The sequence below is a fragment of the Mangrovihabitans endophyticus genome, from assembly GCF_014646155.1.
Classification (GTDB): domain Bacteria; phylum Actinomycetota; class Actinomycetes; order Mycobacteriales; family Micromonosporaceae; genus Actinoplanes; species Actinoplanes endophyticus.
This window is the reverse complement of the sequence record NZ_BMMX01000038.1, coordinates 35,454-52,310: the sequence shown is the minus strand read 5'-3', so window position 1 is coordinate 52,310 and position 16,857 is coordinate 35,454. Positions and strand designations below refer to the sequence as shown.

Sequence of the window (16,857 nt, the reverse complement as noted above, 5' to 3'; positions counted from 1 at the left end):
TCGCCCCGCCGCGTCGCGGCTCCCGCCCCGCCGTCGCCGCCCCCGCCCTGCCCCGCGGCCCCCGGTTCCGCCTCGCCGCCGCGGCCCCTGCCCCGCCCTGCCCCGCCCCGCCCCGCCGATCTTGAGCTTTCCGTGCCCCATTCGCCCCCGGATATCCCGACATTCCCGACCATCAAGTCCAAGATCGGCGGGGCGTCGGGGGTGATTCGGGTTGATCTTGGACTTTCGGGTCGGACAAGTCGGTTATGCCTTGGCGATTCGGGCATCGGAAGTTCAAGATCGACGGGACCGGTCCGGTCCGGCCGGGACCAGACGGGACGGGACGGGACTCGGCGGGGCAGGACGGGACTCGGCGGGGCAGGACGGGACTCGGCGGGGCGGGACAGGGGCTGGCGGGTTCGGCGGGTGGGCGCGGCAGCGGCGAGGACCGTGCGGGCGTCTTGGGTCGGCGTCTTGGGCGGGCGCGTGCCGCCGCCCGCGCGTGGCGTTCGTCTCCTGCGGCCGGTACCCGCACGCGTCGTTGTTTGTCACAAGGCGGGAGTAGCTTCGGTCGGGTGACAGACGCGCCAACTGCGACCACACCCACACCACCCGCCGGCCTGCCCGCCACCCTGGGCGAGCTGCGCGCCGGCGGTCACCAGTTTCGCACCGTCAAGGAGGAGCTGCGCGACAACCTTCTGCACCGGCTGCGCAGCGGCGCGCCGCGGTTCGCCGGCATCGTCGGCTTCGACGACACCGTGCTGCCCGAGGTCGAGCGGGCCCTGCTCGCCGGGCATGACATGGTGCTGCTCGGCGAGCGCGGCCAGGGCAAGACGCGCCTGATTCGCAGCCTGGTCGACCTGCTCGACGAGTGGACGCCCTACATCACCGGTTCGGAGCTGCGCGAGCATCCCTATCATCCCCTCGCCCCGGCCACCCGCCGGCTCGCCGACCAGGCAGGCGACCTGCTGCCCATCTCGTGGCTGCACCGGTCGGAGCGCTACGGCGAAAAACTCGCCACCCCGGACACCAGCGTCGGTGACCTGATCGGTGACGTGGACCCGATCAAGGTCGCGCAGGGGCGTGCCCTGGGCGACCCGGACACCATCCACTTCGGCCTCGTGCCGCGCACCAACCGGGGCATCTTCGCGGTCAACGAGCTGCCCGACCTGGCCGAGCGGATCCAGGTGTCGCTGCTCAATGTGCTGGAGGAGCGCGACATCCAGGTCCGCGGCTACCAGTTGCGCCTGCCGCTGGACCTGTTGCTGGTGGCCAGCGCGAACCCGGAGGACTACACCAACCGGGGCCGCATCATCACCCCGCTCAAGGACCGCTTCGGCGCCGAGATCCGCACGCACTACCCGGTCGAGCTGGAGCTGGAGTCCGACCTGATCCGCCAGGAGGCGGCGCTGTCCGCGACGGTGCCCGACCACCTGGTCGAGGTGCTGGCGCGATACACCCGTGGGGTGCGTGAGTCGCCGTCGGTGGACGCCCGTTCCGGCATCTCGGCGCGGTTCGCCATCGCCGCGGCCGAGACGGTGGCCGCGTCCGCCCTGCGACGCTGTGGGCTGCGCGGCGAGTCCGAGGCGGTGGCCCGCATCTGCGACACCGTGTCGGTCACGTCGACGTTGCGCGGCAAGGTCGAGTTCGAGAGCGGCGAGGAGGGGCGCGAGACCGAGGTGCTCGCGCATCTGCTGCGGGTGGCCACCGCGGAGACGTTCCGCGCCCGCCTGTCCGGCCTGGACCTGTCCGGCTTCACCGACCTGGTCGCCCAGGGCGCGATCATCGAGACCGGTGACCTGGTGCCGGCGCAGGACCTGCTCGGCCAGATCGGCACCGTGCCGGGCCTGGCGAAGGTTCTTGACCGGCTGGGCCTGGGCGACGCGCCCAGCCCGGGTCAGGCCGCCGCCGGGGTGGAGTTCGTGCTTGAGGGCCTGCATCTGACACGCCGGATGGCCAAGGAGACCACCGACGACGGCCGCACCCTCTACGGGAGCTGATCATGGCAGGTCAACGGTTCCGGTACGGCGCGTGGCGGGACGGCCCGGACCCGCTCGCCCCGCCGTTCGACGTCCGCGCCGCGGTGGACGACGTGGGTGAGCGGGTGCTGGCCGGGGAGAGCCTGCGGGACGCCCTGCGCGACTTGATCCACCGCGGGCCGCGCGACGGGCGTGGCCTGGACGACCTGCGCGCCCGGGCCCGCCGCCTGCGCCGCGATGCGCTGCGCCGGGGAAACCTGGACGGTGCGGTGACCCGAGCCCAGCAGTTGCTGGATCAGGCGGTCGCGGCGGAACGCGACGAGCTGGCGGGCCGCGACGACGATGCGGCCCGTTTCCACGAGGCGGTGCTGGACAGCCTGCCGCGTTCCACCTCGCAGGCGGTGCAGGAGCTCTCCGGATACGACTGGGCCAGCGACGAGGCACGCCGCACCTACCAGCAGATCCTCGACGGGCTGCGCCGGGAGGTGGTGGAGCAGCGCTTCGCGGGCATGAAGCAGGCGTTGTCCGGCCGTGACCCGGCGGCCGAGGCGCGGATCGGCGAGATGCTGTCGGATCTCAACGATCTGCTCGCCCGGCACGCGCGCGGCGAGGACACCGGCGACGCGTTCCAGCGCTTCATGGACAAGCACGGCGACTTCTTCCCGGACAAGCCGGGCAGCGTCGACGAGCTGATCGACTCGCTGGCGCGGCAGGCCGCGGCGGCCGAGCGGCTGATGCGCTCGCTCAGCCCGCAGCAGCGCGAGGAACTGCAGCAACTCATGGACCAGGCGCTGGGGGACGGCCCGTTGCGCTCTCAGCTCGCCGAGCTGACCGACAACCTGCGTGCGTTGCGGCCGGGCATGAACTGGACGCGTGGCGAGCGGATGCGCGGTGCTCCGGACCTGGGATACGGCGACGCCACCGAGGCGCTCGGTGAGATCGGCGAACTGGACGACCTGCTCGGCCAGTTGGGTCAGGAACATCCCGGAGCCACGCTGGACGACGTCGATGTGGAGGCGGTGGAACGGCAACTGGGCCGATCGGCCGCGGACGACCTGCGCCGGCTGCGCGAGCTGGAACGCGAACTGCGGCGCCAGGGCTGGGTGACGCGCGACGCCGAGGGGCTGACGCTGTCGCCGAAGGCGTTGCGGCGCCTCGGGCGTACGGCGCTGGCCAAGGTCTTCGCCGACCTGGCCGGCCGGCGCCGGGGCGAGCATGACCTGCGCGACGCCGGTGCGGCCGGTGATCTGATCGGGTCGTCGCGGCGCTGGCAGTTCGGCGACGAGCAACCGCTGGATGTGGTGCGCACCATCGGCAACGCGGTGCGGCGGCGCGCCCCGGCCGGGGTGTCCACGCTGCCGGTGCGGCTGGAGCCGGACGATTTCGAGGTGTCCGAGACCGAGCGCCGCGCCTCGGCCGTGGTGGCCTTGTGTGTCGACCTGTCGTTCTCGATGTTCGCCGACGGCCGCTGGGGGCCGATGAAGCAGACGGCGCTGGCGCTGTCGCACCTGGTGGCGACCCGGTTCCCGCAGGATTCGCTGCAGATCATCGGGTTCGGCCGGTACGCCATGCCGCTCTCCCAGGGTGAGCTGGCGGCGATCGAGCCGGACATGGTGCAGGGCACGAACCTGCAGCATGCGCTGAAACTGGCCGCCCGGCATCTGCGCCGCCATCCGGAGTCGGAGCCGGTGGTGCTGGTGGTGACCGACGGCGAGCCGACCGCCCATCTCGACGACGACGGCGAGGCGTTCTTCTCCTGGCCGACCACGCACGAGACGGTGCAGTCGACGGTGCGCGAGGTCGATCAGCTGACCCGATACGGCGCCGTGCTCAACCTCTTCATGCTCGGAGAGGACGAGGGGTTGCGCCGGTTCGTGAACGCGGTGGCCCAGCGCAGCGGCGGCCGGGTGTTCAGCCCGGAGATCGGCGAGCTCGGCAGGTACGTGGTGGACGACTATGTGCGCGCGCGCCGGGGGCGCCGCTGAGCGGCACACCAACCCGAGCCCTATTGTCCTAGGATGCTTTAGGGGTGGTGACCTACGCCGCCCCGGCACGGCCTGCCGGGGCGGGGACCGACGGCTGGCTATAGTTGCTCCCGGCGAGTGACCGCACGTGGCGCGCCCGGTGACGGAGGGCGGCGGGCCGTGGGGGGTGTCGCGGGCCGGTCGGTGCGGCCGTCGGCAGCGTCCGTGGGTCCGCGCCGATGGCCGCCGGGTGGGGTCCCGGCCGTGGGGGAGAGGGAGTAGCGATGTCGCAGCAGCCTGCGCCCACTCCCGTCGTGTCCCGGCGCATCGCGACGGTGCCCAACGTCATCAGCTTCGTCCGCCTGCTCGGCGTGCCGCTCTTCCTCTACCTGCTGCTCGGGCCCCGGCACGACGTCGCCGCGGTGGTCGTGCTGGCGGTGGGCGGCACCACCGACTGGGTCGACGGTTACGTCGCACGCCGGCTCGGCCAGGTGAGCCGCCTCGGTGAGCTGCTCGACCCGTTCGCCGACCGGCTCTACATCCTGGCCACCCTGATCGGTTTCACGGTGCGCGACGTCGTCCCGTGGTGGCTCACCGCCGCCCTGCTGCTGCGCGAGCTGGTGCTCGGCGTCGCGCTGCTGGTGCTGCGCCGCTTCGGGTACGGTCCTCCGCCGGTGCACTACGTCGGCAAGACCGGCACCTTCGTGCTGTTGCTCGCGTTCCCGGTGATGCTGCTGGCCGACGCGGCGCCGGACGCGTCCGCGGTGATCGAGCCGATCGGCTGGGGCCTGGCCTGGTGGGCGCTGGGCCTGTACTGGGCGGCCGCAGCCCTCTACCTCGCGCAGACCGCGCGGCTGGTGCGCGCGGCGCGTCGTGCGCCCCGGGCCGGCCGGGTGAGCACGCCGGACGAGGCGGTCGCGGGATGACCCGACCCGGTCCGGTCTCCGCCGGTGCCGTGCGGGACTCGCATGGCGACGTGCCGTCTCCGGACGGCGACGGTCGTCGCCGCGGGTACACCACGGACTTCCTCACCGATCTGTTCCGCAACCCCCTCGACCCCGGGTACGCCGCCGCGGCGCAACGCCGGGGGAGCGGGCGGGGCCCCGGCCCGGCCGCCCGCCGGGCGTTGCGGGCGGTGCTCGCGGTGACCATGGCCGCACTGGGCTTTCTGCTGGTGGTGGCCTACCAGCAGACGGTGGCCGACGAGCCGGCCCGCAGCAGCGCGCACGACCAGTTGGTGAGTCAGGTGCAGCGGCGCCGGGCGGACACGTCGGTGTTGCAGGACCAGGCCGACGGCCTGCGCAGCGAGGTGGCCGACCTGCGGGACCGGGAACTGGACGGCAAGGCCGCCGCCCGGCTGCGGGAGCTGGAGGCGCAGACCGGCCTCGCTCCGGTGCGCGGCTCCGGTGCCAAGATCACCCTGGGCGACGGCCCGACCGCGGCCGATCCGGTCACCGGGGAGCGGTCCACCGACGCCCGGGTCAAGGACACGGATCTGCAGCTAGCGGCGAACGCGCTGTGGGCGGGTGGTGCGGAGGCGATCGCGATCAACGGGCAGCGGCTGACCGCGACCTCCACCATCCGGCAGGCGGGCGAGGCCATCCTGGTGGATTTCCGGCCGGTGACCACGCCGTACGAGGTGGTGGCGATCGGCCCCGACTCGCTGGCCGGCGATTTCCGCGACGGATACGCCGGCCGTTTCTTCCGGGCCTTGGTGAGCCGGTACGGCATGTCGTTCGACACCGCTGAGGTGCACGACGTGACGCTCGCCGCGGCCACGGAACTCAAGCTCCGGGTGGCGGAGCCGTCGACGCCTCCGCCGTCCGCGTCCACCGGCTCGCAGGCCGAGCCTCGTAGCTCCCAGTCGGAAGGCGGCCGATGATCGCCGTACTCGCTCTGATCGCTGGCGCCGTGCTCGGTGTCGTGTTCCATCCCACGGTGCCGCCGGCGTTGCAGCCGTACCTGCCGATTGCGGTGGTGGCCGCGCTGGACGCGGTGTTCGGTGGGGTGCGCGCGAAGCTGGACGGCATCTTCGACGACAAGCAGTTCGTCGTGTCGTTCATCGCGAACGTGGTGGTGGCCGGGTTGATCGTCTACCTGGGGGACCAACTGGGGGTGGGCGGGCAGTTGTCCACCGGCGTGGTGGTGGTGCTGGGCGTGCGGATCTTCGGCAACGTGGCGGCGATCCGCCGGCACCTGTTCCGGGCGTAGGCGCGGACCATGAGCGATCAACACGAGCCCGGCCGCGAGGCGTCGCCGTCCCCCGAACCGGTGAATCCGCCGTCGGCCCGCGACCGCGCCGGTGACACCGAGCGCGGGAGCGATCCGCATGGCGCCGATCCGCATGGCGCCGATCCGCACGGGACCGGTCCGCAGCAGACCAGTGCGGCGGGCGCGGACGCGCCCGCCGGCCCCCACGAAGCCGGTCCTGAGACCGGGGCTGAGACCGGCGGCCCCGAGTCCGCGTCCGCCGGCGCGCCGGCGGACGGCCCGGCCGACCGTGCGGAGGCGGGCCCGCCGCGTGCCGGGCTCGCCCCGTGGCGGCGTCTGTCCAGCGCCGGAGCGCTCATCTGGCTGCTGCTGGCGTTGTTCGGGTTCACCCTGGTCGTGCAGTTGCGCAGTAACAACACCGACGACGGGCTGGCCAGCGCGCGCCAGGAGGATCTGGTGCGCATCCTGTCCGATCTGGAGGCGCGGGACACCCGGTTGCAGGCCGAGATCAACGCCTTGGAGACGTCGCAGCGGCAGCTCACCTCGGGCGTGGCGGGCCGTCAGGCGGCGCGGGCCGAGGCCGAGAAACGCGGCGACGAGCTGGGGCTGCTGGCGGGCACGCTGCCGGGCCGCGGACCGGGGTTGCGGATCATGCTGACCGGGGTGAAGTCGTCCGCGGTGCTGAACGCCGTGCAGGAGTTGCGCGGCGCCGGCGGCGAGGTGATGGAACTGGCCGGCGCGGACGGCACCGCGGTGCGGATCGTGGCGTCGACCTACTTCGTGGACGCCGACGACGGCGGCATCGTCGCCGACGGCACGACCGTGCACGGCCCGTACACGCTGTGGGTGATCGGCGCTCCGCAGACCATGCAGACGGCGTTGCAGATCCCGGGCGGGGTGGTCGCTTCGGTGAAGAGCAGCGGCGGTAGCGTGACCGTGGAACAGCGCACCATGGTCGACGTGGCCGCGGTGCGCGAGTCCACCAGCCTGCGTTACGCGCATCCGGTCTCCTGACCGGGGCCACGGCAGACTACAGCGGCGTCGACACGGAGGAACGTGTGATTCCTGAGGACCTGCGGTACACCGCCGAGCACGAGTGGGTGTCCGGCGACGGCAGCGGCCCGGTGCGGGTGGGGATCACCCACTTCGCGCAGGATGCGCTGGGCGACATCGTCTTCGTGCAGTTGCCGGAGGAGGGCACCGCGGTGCAGGCCGGCGATTCGCTCGGGGAGATCGAGTCGACCAAGAGCGTGTCCGAGATCTACGCGCCGGTCGCCGGGACGGTGGTGTCCCGCAACGCCACGCTGGCCGATGAGCCGGAGCTGATCAATGCGGAGCCCTACGCGGCGGGGTGGCTGGTGGAGATCACGCCGGATGATCCGCAGGCGGTCACCGGCCTGCTTGACGCCGCGGCGTACCGTTCTCTCACCGAGAGCTGAACCTGCGGACCCGCGCGTCCGGTTGCCCGCGATATTGGCGCTGACTAGGCTCGCGGAGCACATGTAGAACCGTTATTTGTTCGCAACCGATAGTCGTGCGTCCGGGCCTTTCGGGCAGCGGCGGGGGTGCCGCGGCCTCGGGCGTCTGTCCGGTCTCGCCCACCCCGTGCCCTTCGGACGGCGACCGACACTGATCCGTGAGGTGGTCCGATGACGCGCCCAGACGACGAGTTTCCCCCACTCGACGTCACGTCCACGCTGAACCTCGGTGCGCTCGACGAGGCACTCGAGGGGCCGGAGACCGACGTGGTGCCGAGCCGGATGTCCGGCTCCCTTCCGCCGGGGATGGCGCTGCTGGTGGTGCGCCGCGGCCCGAACGCCGGCGCGCGGTTCCTGCTGGACCACGACGTCACCACGAGCGGCCGGCACCCCGACAGCGACATCTTCCTGGACGATGTGACGGTGTCCCGACGGCACGCCGAGTTCCACCGCGACGCCGGCACGTTCACCGTGCGCGACGTCGGCTCGCTGAACGGGACCTATGTCAACCGGGAGCGCGTCGAGGCCGCCACACTGAGCAACGGCGACGAGGTTCAGATCGGCAAGTTCCGGCTGGTCTTCATCGCCGGACCCCGTCCGGAGGGCGAGGTCGGCGGGGCGTGAGTCCGTCCGGGTCCGCCGCACGCGACCCGGGGCCCTCGCGCGCCCAGGGTCCGGCTCAGCATCTGATGAGCATCGGGGAGGTGCTGGCCCACCTGCGCACCGAGTTTCCCGACACGACCATCTCCAAGCTGCGGTTCCTGGAGGCGGAGGGGCTGGTCGACCCGCAGCGGACGGCCTCGGGCTATCGCAAGTACTCGTGGGATGACGTGGCGCGGCTGCGTTTCGTGCTCACCGCGCAACGTGATCAGTATCTCCCGCTGCGGGTGATCCGGGAGCAACTGGAGCAGCGCCGCCACGAGGAGCAGTCGTCTCAGCGTCCCGCGCTGGTGGCGGTGGGATCGGAGCGCGCGGCCGACCCGCAGGACACCCGCGTGGCGCGCGACGACGTGCTGGAGCGCACCGGCTGCCCGGCCGAGCTGCTCGCCGAACTGGAGAAGATCGGGCTGGTGGTGAGCCGCCCGCCGGGCTGGTACGACGGCGACGCGATGGTGATCGTGGAGGCGGTCGTCGGCCTCACCCGGTACGGGCTGGAGGTGCGCCACCTGCGCGCGTTCCGGGTCGGCGCGGACCGCGAGGTGGGCCTGTTCACCCAGTTGCTCGCGCCGCTGGTGCGCCAGCACGACCCGGCCGCCCGGGCCCGCGCCGCCGAGATGGCGCGCGAGCTGCAGGCCCTGTCTCAGCGGCTGCACGCGGCGCTGGTGCGCACCGGGCTGCGGGGCGAACTCGGCCGCTGACCGGGACGGCACGGCACACCCCACAACGGGCATGCCGTGCAGACGGGACGGCCGTGCGTGCGTGTACCGTGCAGGGAGGAGCGGCTGTCGCCCTTCGTGCCGAGTGGCGCAACGGAGCAGGCGGCCACGGGAAACGACACGGAGGCGTGCGGTGCGCGAGCTGAGCGTGGTCGGGGTTCGGGTGGAGCTGCCCAGCAACCAGCCGATCGTCCTGCTCAGGGAGGTCGACGGTGATCGTTACCTGCCCATCTGGATCGGTGCGGTGGAGGCGACCGCCATCGCGTACGAGCAGCAGGGTGTGAAGCCGGCCCGGCCGCTGACCCACGATCTGCTGCGTGATGTGCTGGCGGCGCTGGAGGCGCCGCTGACCGCGGTGGAGATCACCGAGCTGAAGGAAAACGTCTTCTACGCGGACCTGCTCATCGGCGATGAGCTGCGGGTTTCTGCCCGACCGAGCGATTCGATCGCGCTCGCCCTGCGCGTCGGTGCGCCGATCCGGTGCTCCGATGATGTGCTGTCCGAGGCCGGGATCGTCATTCCGGACGAGCAGGAGGACGAGGTCGAGAAGTTCCGCGAGTTCCTCGATCAGGTGCGTCCGGAGGACTTCGCCGGCTGATCATTCATCGACACCGGTTCCTCCGTACGCGGCGTGTCGTAGCGTTACCTCCCTGTTTCCGGCAGCGTTGAGATATAGGCTCGTGAAGTCCAGGTGAAGCGGCACCGCGCAGCGGGGAGGTAGTCGCGTGCACGAGTCAGATCCTGTTGAGGGTCCGCTTGTCGGCGAGGACGACGAAGTCGGGTACCGGGGAGTCACCGCCTGCCACGCGGTCGGCATCAGCTACCGGCAACTCGACTACTGGGCCCGCACCACGCTGGTGGTACCCAGCATCCGGGACGCGTCGGGCTCCGGCACCCAACGGCTCTACTCCTTTCGCGACCTCGTCGTACTCAAAGTGGTGAAGCGTCTGCTGGACGCCGGCGTCTCGTTGCAGAACATCCGTAAGGCCATCGACACCCTGCGATCGCGCGGTGTGGACGATCTGGCCGGCATCACGCTGATCAGCGACGGCACCACCGTTTACGAGTGCCGCTCGCCGGAAGAGGTGGTGGATCTGCTGCAGGGCGGCCAGGGGGTGTTCGGCATCGCCATCGGCGGCGCCTTCAAGGAGATCCAGGGCTCCCTGTCGAATCTGCCGTCCGAGCCGGCGGCCGGCCCCCAGCCGGTCGGCTCGGCCACCCCCGCCGAGCCGGTGGCCGGGGACGAGCTCGCCGCGCGCCGCGCCCGCCGCCGCGCCGGCTGACCGGCCCCGCACTGCCGTTCCCGCCTTGCCAATGCAGCAAGCGGTCTTCGTCCCGCGCCGGCGGACCGGCACGCTTGGTCCCATGACCGACACGAATGACGGCGGGGGAGCGATCCGATGAGCGACGAGGCTTCGTGGGACGCCCGGTACGCCGAGAGCGACCGGATCTGGAGCGGACAGCCGAACGTGGTGCTGGTCCGGGAAGTCGCCGACGAGACCCCGGGCCGGGCGTTGGACCTGGGATGCGGTGAGGGCGCCGACGCGGTGTGGCTGGCCTCGCGCGGCTGGCGGGTGACCGCGGTGGACATCTCCAGCGTGGCGTTGCAGCGCGCGGCGCAGCACGCCGCGGACGCTGGAGTCGCCGACCGGGTGGACTGGCGCCATCTCGATCTTGGGTCCGGCTTTCCGGACGGCACGTACGACCTGGTGTCCGCGCAGTTCCTGCATTCGCACGGCGACATGCCGCGGGAGCGCATCCTGCGGGACGCGGCGGCTGCCGTGGCGCCCGGTGGCATCCTGCTGATCGAGGGGCATCTGGACCCCGGGCCGTTCCACCATCGGGCGCATCCCGAGATGGAGCTTCCCTCGCCCGACGAGGTGATCGCCGGGCTGGCCCTGGCCGACGGGGAGTGGGAGGTGCTGCGCAGCGAGGCCCACGAACGCAAGCAGACCGGCCCGGACGGCGAGCCGGCCATCCGTAGCGACGCCACCGTCAAGGTGCGCAGGCTCCCGTCCTGACCGGAGGAGGAAGCCGGGCCGGTGGAGGAAGCCGGGCCGGTGGTGTCGTACCTAGGCCCTAAGGTCGTGCCGTGACCGACAAAGCCGGCCGGCAGACGCCGGCGCTGCTCGCCGCGGGCGTGACCGTCCTGCTGTGGGCCTCCGCGTTCGTCTCCATCCGCAGCGCCGGTGGCGCCTACTCGCCGGGTGCGCTCGCGCTCGGCCGGATGCTCACCGGGACGGTGGTGCTCGGCGTGGTCTGGGCGGTGCGCCGCGCCGGGTGGCCGCCGCGCGCGGCCTGGCCGGGCATCGCCGTGGCCGGGGTGCTCTGGTTCGGCGGCTACATGGTCGCGTTGAACGCGGGGGAGAGGCGGGTGGACGCGGGCACCGCGGCGCTGGTGGTGAACATCGGCCCGGTGCTGATCGCGCTGCTGGGCGGGTGGCTGCTGCGCGAGGGACTGCCCGGCCGGCTGGTCGCGGGCATCGCGGTGTCGTTCGCCGGTGCCGCCGTGGTCGGCTGGTCCACCTCCGGGCATGACGGCTCCTCGGTGCTCGGCGTGGTGCTGTGCCTGCTGGCCGCGGTGACGTACGCGGCCGGTGTGGTGGCGCAGAAACCCGCCCTGCGGCACGCGAGCGCGTTGCAGGTGACCACGTTCGGGTGCGCGGTGGGCGCGGCGGTGTGCCTGCCGTTCGCCGGGCAACTGGTCTCGGAGGCGGCCGACGCCCCGCTGACGGCGACGCTGAACGTGGTCTATCTCGGCGTGTTCCCCACCGCGCTGGCGTTCACCACATGGGCGTACGCGCTGGCCCGCACGACCGCGGGCAGGCTGGGCGCGACCACCTACCTGGTGCCCGCGCTGGTGGTGCTGATGGCATGGGTCGCGCTGGGCGAGGTGCCCGGCCTGCTGGCCCTGGGCGGCGGGATGCTGTGCCTGCTCGGCGTGGCGGTGTCCCGGGGCCGCTCCGGTCAGGCCACTGCGGTGAGCGGGCCCACGCCGGTCACCCGCACCGCGGCGGCGCCAGCCTCATCCGAGGCCGCCAGGTCCACCTCGGCGTCGATGCCCCAGTCGTGATCGCCGTCCGGGTCGTCGAACACCTGGCGCGCCGTCCACACCGTCGCCCCGGTGTCCATGTGCAGCAGCGCGGGCCCCCGCGCGGCCGGCCCGGTGCCGATCTCGTCGTACTCGGCGAAGTAGTCGTCCAGCGCCTGCGCCCAGCGCGCGGCGGTCCAGCCCGCCTCGCCGTCCAGGTCGCCCAGTTCGTCGTGGCGGCGCAGCGCGGCCAGTTCGACCCGGCGGAACAGCGCGTTGCGCACCAGCACCCGGAACGCGCGCGTGTTGCGGGTGACCGCGGGCGGCTTGTCGTCGACGCGGACCTCCTGCGGCTCGGCGCCCGGATTGCGCAGCCGCTCCCACTCGTCGAGCAGGCTGGAGTCCACCTGCCGGACCAGCTCGCCGAGCCATTCGATCAGGTCCGCCAGTTCCTCGGTGCGGGCGTCCTCGGGCACGGTCTGCCGCAGCGCCCGGTACGCATCGGCGAGGTACCGCAACACCAGCCCCTCGGAGCGGGACAGGCCGTAGAACGACACGTACTCGGTGAAGGTCATCGCCCGTTCGTACATGTCTCGCACCACGGACTTGGGCTTGAGCTCGTAATCGGCCACCCACGGGTGCCCCCGCCGGTACGTCTCGTACGCGGCGTCCAACAGCTCGGCCAGCGGACGCGGATGGGTCACGTCCTCCAGCAGCTCCATGCGCTGCTCGTACTCGATGCCGTCGGCCTTCATCGCGTTCACCGCTTCGCCGCGTGCCTTCTGCCGCTGCGCGGACAGCACCTGCCGCGGGTCCTCCAGGGTGGCTTCGATGACCGACACCACGTCCAGCGGGTAGTCCGGCGACTCCCGGTCCAGCAGCTCCAGGCTGGCCAGCGCGAACGGCGACAGGGCCTGATTGAGCGCGAAGTCCAGTTGCAGGTCGTCCACCAGCCGGTACGTGGTGCCGTCCGGCGTGGCCACACGCTCGATCACCCCGCCGGCCAGCAGCGCGCGGGCGATGCCGATCGCCCGGCGCACGTGGCGGCGCTGCGCGGCCGGCTCCTCGTGGTTGTCGGTGAGCAGATGCCGCATGGCCGCCACCGGGTCGCCGTCGCGGGCGATCACGTTGAGCAGCATCGCGTGGGACACCCCGAAGCTGGAGGTGAGCGGTTCCGGGTCGGCGGCGACGAGCCGGTCGAAGGTGGGCTGGCCCCAGCCGATGGTGCCCTCCGGCGGCTTCTTGCGCACCACCTTGCGCCGCTTCTTCGGGTCGTCGCCGGCCTTGGCCAGCGCGCGCTCGTTGTCGATCACGTGCTCGGGCGCCTGCACCATGACCGTGCCGACGGTGTCGTAGCCGGCGCGCCCGGCACGGCCCGCGATCTGGTGGAACTCGCGCGCCTTGAGCAGCCGAGTCTTCACCCCGTCGTACTTGGACAGTCCGGTGAACAGCACCGTGCGGATCGGCACGTTGATGCCCACGCCGAGGGTGTCCGTGCCGCAGATGACCTTGAGCAGGCCCGCCTGGGCGAGCGTCTCCACCAGCCGCCGATATTTCGGCAGCATGCCGGCGTGGTGCACGCCGATGCCGTGCCGGACCAGCCGGGACAGGGTGCGCCCGAACCCGGCGGTGAACCGGAAGTTGCCGATCGCCGCGGCGATGGCGTCCTTCTCCGCTCGGGTGCACATGTTGATGCTCATCAGCGCCTGGGCGCGTTCCAGCGCGGCGGCCTGGGTGAAGTGCACGATGTACACCGGCGTCTGCCGGGTGGAGAGCAGCTCCTCGATCGTCTCGTGCAGCGGCGTGGTGGCATAGGAGAACAACAGCGGCACTGGCCGTTCGGCGCTGGCGACCACGGCGGTCTGGCGGCCGGTGCGCCGGGACAGGTCGGCGACGAAGCGGGTGGTGTCGCCGAGCGTGGCGGACATCAGCAGAAACTGCGCCTGCGGCAGCTCGATCAGCGGCACCTGCCACGCCCAGCCGCGGTCCGGTTCGGCGTAGAAGTGGAACTCGTCCATCACCACCTGGCCGACGTCGGCGCCGGCGCCCTCGCGCAGCGCCAGATTGGCCAGCACTTCCGCGGTGCAGCAGATGATCGGGGCGTCGGCGTTGACGCTGGCGTCGCCGGTGAGCATCCCGACGTTGTGCGCGCCGAACACCGCGCACAGCGCGAAGAACTTCTCGCTGACCAGCGCCTTGATCGGCGCGGTGTAGAAGGTGGTGCGCCCGGCGGCCAGGGCGGCGAAGTGCGCGCCGGTGGCGACCAGGCTCTTGCCCGAGCCGGTGGGTGTGTTGAGAATGACGTTCGCGCCGGTGGCGATCTCGATGAGCGCCTCTTCCTGGTGCGGATACAGCGTCAGGCCCTGCTCGGTGACCCAGCCGGAGAAGGCGTCGAAAACGGCGTCGGGTTCGGCGGTGCGGGGAAGCCGGTCGGTGAGCGTCATGATGCGCCCAACCCTATCCGCGGGTGCCCGCGCCGATCATCGCGGCCAGCGGTTCTTCCCGGCCGGCCCGGTTCTTCCCGGCCGGCCCGGTTCATCGCGGCCAGCCGGCGAAGCGTCGCCGCAGCGCCGCGACCGCCGCCGGGTCCAGGCCGTACGGGGTGAACGCCCGGTCCGGCGTGCGGTCCAGGCGGCGGCCGACGGCCACCACGTCGGAGTCCTCCATCGCCGGGTCCACCCGGCGGGCCAGCGTCAGCAGGTCGCCCGGCGACCGGTCGGCGAGGAACACCGCCACGTCCACGAAGTCGCGCACCTCGGCGCGCGTCACCAGCGCCGCCACCTTGTGGGCGGCCAGGTCGGCCAGGTCCATCACCGGCCCGATGCGCAAGCTCACCGGGCGCCGGGACCGGTCCAGGTGGCTGAGCGTGATGGCGATGCCGTCACGGTCGGCGTCGTCGCGGAAGGCGACCATCTCCGCCATGGTCTCCGTCATGCCGTCCACCAGGGTGGACAGGTCACCGTCGTACGGCACGTCCCGGTGCCGGATGCCGGCGTCGCGCAGCGCGGCCCGCACCGCGTCGGCGGCCGCGGGCACCGAGGCCGACTCCGGGCCGAACAGGTCGATGTCGGTGGTGGGGCGTTCCACCGCGCCGTGCGCGATGAGCGCCAGCCCGCCGCCGAGCACGAATCCGTGACGTTCGGCCACCGCCAGCGCGATCGCGGCGACCCGCTCGTGGAAGGGGTCGATGCCCTCGGTCAAGCCGCGGCCCGGAGCACCGCCAGGCGCGGATGGCGCTGCTCCCACGCCAGCCGCACGCCGCGCGGCAGCAGCAGGTGTGGCCACAGCAAGGCCAGCGTCGCGCCGTCGAGCCAGGTGCGCAGCTCGTCGAACCGGACGGCCTCGCGCAGCACGATCTCGTAGACCCGGGTCAGGTCGTACGGGTCGCCGAGGTCGAACCGGCGGTCCGGTGCGGGCAGCCAGACCATCCGGTGCGGCAGTTCGACCACGCCGGTGACCGGGCCGTGCAGCTCGCAGAGGTCGCCGATGACCAGGGCGAGGCGACCGGGCCGGCTCACCAGCGGTGAGTGTGGCGAGGGGGTGGTTCCGGCGGTCATGCACGGATAGTACGCGGACGGCACGGCTCCGCGCACCCATCACCCACTAGGATCCTAGGATGCCGTACGCGCGGTGCGGTGCCACACCGGGACGAGCGGGGCACCGCCGACGACGTGGGCTACAGGTCCAGGGCCGTTGCGTCGATCTCGCCCAGTTCCTCGGCCGACAGGTGCGGCTTGTCCAGCGCCGCCACGTTGGCCTCCAGTTGCTCGACGCTGCTCGCCCCGATGATCAGGCTCGTCATGCGCTCGTCGCGCAGCGCCCAGGCCAGCGCCAACTGGGCCAGCGACTGCCCGCGGCGCTTGGCGATGTCGTTCAGCGCGTGGATGCGGCCCATGGTGCGGGTGTTCAGGTCGCTCTCGTTCAGGAAGGTGCTCGTGCGCACCCGCGAGTCGTCCGGGATGCCGCCCAGGTAGCGGTCCGTCAGCAGGCCCTGTTGCAGCGGGCTGAACGCGATGCATCCGGCGCCCGCCTGCGCCAGGGTGTCCAGCAGCCGGTCCTTCTCGATCCAGCGGTTGAGGATCGAGTACGAGGGCTGGTGCAGCAGCAACGGGGTGCCCAGGTCCTGCAGGACGGCCGCGGCCCGGGAGGTCTGCTCGGCGGAGTAGTTGCTGATGCCGACGTAGAGGGCCTTGCCGGCGCGGACCACCGCGTCCAGCGCGCCCATGGTCTCCTCCAGCGGGGTGTCCGGGTCGGGACGGTGGTGGTAGAAGACGTCCACGTAGTCCAGGTTGAGCCGGCGCAGCGACTGGTCCAGCGACGATACGAGGTGTTTGCGGGAGCCCCATTCGCCGTACGGGCCGCCCCACATGTGGTACCCGGCCTTGGTGGACACGACGATCTCGTCGCGGTGGTGTGCCAGGTCGGAGCCGAGGATGGCGCCGAAGGCGGTCTCCGCGCTGCCCGGCGGCGGGCCGTAGTTGTTGGCCAGGTCGAAGTGGGTGACGCCGAGGTCGAAGGCGCGGCGCACGATGGCGCGCTGGCGCTCGGCGGGGCGGCCCTCGCCGAAGTTGTGCCAGAGCCCGAGGGAGATGGCCGGCAGGCGCAGGCCGCTGCGTCCGGCGCGCCGGTAGGTCATGGTCTGGTAGCGGTCGTTCGCGGGTGTGTAGGTCACACGCCACACCCTAGGGACACACGCCGGAAACGAACGCGCTGGTAGGTTGGGTGGCCTAGCCGGCACCACCCGTGCGGGAGAGATCACCGGAGCGGCAGGCGCCCCGGTGGCGCCGAAGGGGCAAATCCTCCCCGGAACCTCTCAGGCAAAAGGACCGCGCGGGCAGG

At 72.2% G+C, this 16,857-nt stretch carries 17 protein-coding genes and 1 riboswitch; of the genes, 13 read left to right on the top strand and 4 right to left on the bottom strand.

Annotated elements, in window-relative coordinates; all coding sequences use genetic code 11:
* The first annotated feature begins 554 nt into the window (after nucleotides 1–554).
* The 13 genes from IEY73_RS26935 to IEY73_RS26875 all read left to right on the top strand — a co-directional run bounded on the left by IEY73_RS26935 (nucleotide 555) and on the right by IEY73_RS26875 (nucleotide 12,060).
* Entirely contained in the window at nucleotides 555–1,979 is a 1,425-nt protein-coding gene (locus IEY73_RS26935; RefSeq protein ID WP_189082126.1) for a sigma 54-interacting transcriptional regulator, read from the top strand.
* Nucleotides 1,980–1,981: 2 nt separating this feature from the next.
* Nucleotides 1,982–3,943 (top strand): vWA domain-containing protein, encoded by a 1,962-nt coding sequence (locus IEY73_RS26930; RefSeq protein ID WP_189082125.1) that lies wholly within the window; start codon nucleotides 1,982–1,984, stop codon nucleotides 3,941–3,943.
* 263 nt (nucleotides 3,944–4,206) lie between these two features.
* On the top strand, nucleotides 4,207–4,848 hold the full coding sequence (gene clsA, locus IEY73_RS26925) for a cardiolipin synthase ClsA (RefSeq protein WP_189082124.1): 642 nt from the start codon (nucleotides 4,207–4,209) through the stop codon (nucleotides 4,846–4,848).
* Nucleotides 4,845–5,804 carry a DUF881 domain-containing protein gene (locus IEY73_RS26920; RefSeq protein WP_189082123.1) on the top strand — a complete coding sequence of 320 codons (960 nt, stop codon included), beginning with the start codon at nucleotides 4,845–4,847 and terminating at the stop codon, nucleotides 5,802–5,804. Before clsA ends, IEY73_RS26920 begins: the two co-directional genes overlap by 4 nt.
* Nucleotides 5,801–6,133: a small basic family protein gene (locus IEY73_RS26915; protein ID WP_189082122.1), complete on the top strand. Its 333-nt coding sequence runs from the start codon at nucleotides 5,801–5,803 to the stop codon at nucleotides 6,131–6,133. Before IEY73_RS26920 ends, IEY73_RS26915 begins: the two co-directional genes overlap by 4 nt.
* A 9-nt stretch (nucleotides 6,134–6,142) precedes the next feature.
* Nucleotides 6,143–7,147: a DUF881 domain-containing protein gene (locus IEY73_RS26910; RefSeq protein WP_189082121.1), complete on the top strand. Its 1,005-nt coding sequence runs from the start codon at nucleotides 6,143–6,145 to the stop codon at nucleotides 7,145–7,147.
* Between the two features lie 44 nt (nucleotides 7,148–7,191).
* The gene (gcvH, locus tag IEY73_RS26905) at nucleotides 7,192–7,572 is read left to right on the top strand and encodes a glycine cleavage system protein GcvH (RefSeq protein ID WP_189082120.1); all 381 of its coding nucleotides are present in this window, start codon (nucleotides 7,192–7,194) and stop codon (nucleotides 7,570–7,572) included.
* Between the two features lie 210 nt (nucleotides 7,573–7,782).
* Nucleotides 7,783–8,235: an oxoglutarate dehydrogenase inhibitor Odhl gene (odhI, locus tag IEY73_RS26900; RefSeq protein WP_189082119.1), complete on the top strand. Its 453-nt coding sequence runs from the start codon at nucleotides 7,783–7,785 to the stop codon at nucleotides 8,233–8,235.
* Nucleotides 8,236–8,300: 65 nt separating this feature from the next.
* Nucleotides 8,301–8,969, top strand: coding sequence for a transcriptional regulator FtsR (ftsR, locus tag IEY73_RS26895; RefSeq protein ID WP_189082118.1), 669 nt, complete (start codon nucleotides 8,301–8,303; stop codon nucleotides 8,967–8,969).
* Nucleotides 8,970–9,120: 151 nt separating this feature from the next.
* Complete coding sequence (locus tag IEY73_RS26890; RefSeq protein WP_189082117.1) at nucleotides 9,121–9,585, top strand: bifunctional nuclease family protein; 465 nt, start codon at nucleotides 9,121–9,123, stop codon at nucleotides 9,583–9,585.
* 127 nt (nucleotides 9,586–9,712) lie between these two features.
* Nucleotides 9,713–10,270 (top strand): MerR family transcriptional regulator, encoded by a 558-nt coding sequence (locus IEY73_RS26885; RefSeq protein ID WP_189082116.1) that lies wholly within the window; start codon nucleotides 9,713–9,715, stop codon nucleotides 10,268–10,270.
* Nucleotides 10,271–10,387: 117 nt separating this feature from the next.
* Nucleotides 10,388–11,008 carry a class I SAM-dependent methyltransferase gene (locus tag IEY73_RS26880; RefSeq protein WP_189082115.1) on the top strand — a complete coding sequence of 207 codons (621 nt, stop codon included), beginning with the start codon at nucleotides 10,388–10,390 and terminating at the stop codon, nucleotides 11,006–11,008.
* 71 nt (nucleotides 11,009–11,079) lie between these two features.
* Entirely contained in the window at nucleotides 11,080–12,060 is a 981-nt protein-coding gene (locus IEY73_RS26875) for a DMT family transporter (RefSeq protein WP_189082114.1), read from the top strand.
* Here IEY73_RS26875 and IEY73_RS26870 read toward each other — a convergent pair.
* The 4 genes from IEY73_RS26870 to mgrA form a co-directional block, all read right to left on the bottom strand.
* Nucleotides 11,955–14,462, bottom strand: coding sequence for a DEAD/DEAH box helicase (locus tag IEY73_RS26870; RefSeq protein ID WP_189082113.1), 2,508 nt, complete (start codon nucleotides 14,460–14,462; stop codon nucleotides 11,955–11,957). The genes IEY73_RS26875 and IEY73_RS26870 overlap by 106 nt on opposite strands.
* 91 nt (nucleotides 14,463–14,553) lie before the next feature.
* The gene (locus IEY73_RS26865) at nucleotides 14,554–15,219 is read right to left on the bottom strand and encodes a nucleotidyl transferase AbiEii/AbiGii toxin family protein (RefSeq protein WP_189082112.1); all 666 of its coding nucleotides are present in this window, start codon (nucleotides 15,217–15,219) and stop codon (nucleotides 14,554–14,556) included.
* Nucleotides 15,216–15,575 carry a hypothetical protein gene (locus IEY73_RS26860; protein ID WP_189082111.1) on the bottom strand — a complete coding sequence of 120 codons (360 nt, stop codon included), beginning with the start codon at nucleotides 15,573–15,575 and terminating at the stop codon, nucleotides 15,216–15,218. The genes IEY73_RS26865 and IEY73_RS26860 overlap by 4 nt, the downstream gene beginning before the upstream one ends.
* A 119-nt stretch (nucleotides 15,576–15,694) precedes the next feature.
* Nucleotides 15,695–16,690 (bottom strand): L-glyceraldehyde 3-phosphate reductase, encoded by a 996-nt coding sequence (gene mgrA / locus IEY73_RS26855; protein ID WP_189082110.1) that lies wholly within the window; start codon nucleotides 16,688–16,690, stop codon nucleotides 15,695–15,697.
* Nucleotides 16,691–16,754: 64 nt separating this feature from the next.
* Nucleotides 16,755–16,857, top strand: a riboswitch (glycine riboswitch).

Excerpts from the sequence above, each read along its gene's own strand:
- IEY73_RS26930 (WP_189082125.1), top strand. The coding sequence starts at position 1,982 with ATGGCAGGTCAACGGTTCCGGTACGGCGCGTGGCGGGACGGCCCGGAC.
- clsA (WP_189082124.1), top strand. The coding sequence starts at position 4,207 with ATGTCGCAGCAGCCTGCGCCCACTCCCGTCGTGTCCCGGCGCATCGCG.
- IEY73_RS26920 (WP_189082123.1), top strand. The coding sequence starts at position 4,845 with ATGACCCGACCCGGTCCGGTCTCCGCCGGTGCCGTGCGGGACTCGCAT.
- IEY73_RS26915 (WP_189082122.1), top strand. The coding sequence starts at position 5,801 with ATGATCGCCGTACTCGCTCTGATCGCTGGCGCCGTGCTCGGTGTCGTG.
- IEY73_RS26910 (WP_189082121.1), top strand. The coding sequence starts at position 6,143 with ATGAGCGATCAACACGAGCCCGGCCGCGAGGCGTCGCCGTCCCCCGAA.
- odhI (WP_189082119.1), top strand. The coding sequence starts at position 7,783 with ATGACGCGCCCAGACGACGAGTTTCCCCCACTCGACGTCACGTCCACG.
- ftsR (WP_189082118.1), top strand. The coding sequence starts at position 8,301 with ATGAGCATCGGGGAGGTGCTGGCCCACCTGCGCACCGAGTTTCCCGAC.
- IEY73_RS26880 (WP_189082115.1), top strand. The coding sequence starts at position 10,388 with ATGAGCGACGAGGCTTCGTGGGACGCCCGGTACGCCGAGAGCGACCGG.
- IEY73_RS26870 (WP_189082113.1), bottom strand. The coding sequence starts at position 14,462 with ATGACGCTCACCGACCGGCTTCCCCGCACCGCCGAACCCGACGCCGTT.
- IEY73_RS26860 (WP_189082111.1), bottom strand. The coding sequence starts at position 15,575 with ATGACCGCCGGAACCACCCCCTCGCCACACTCACCGCTGGTGAGCCGG.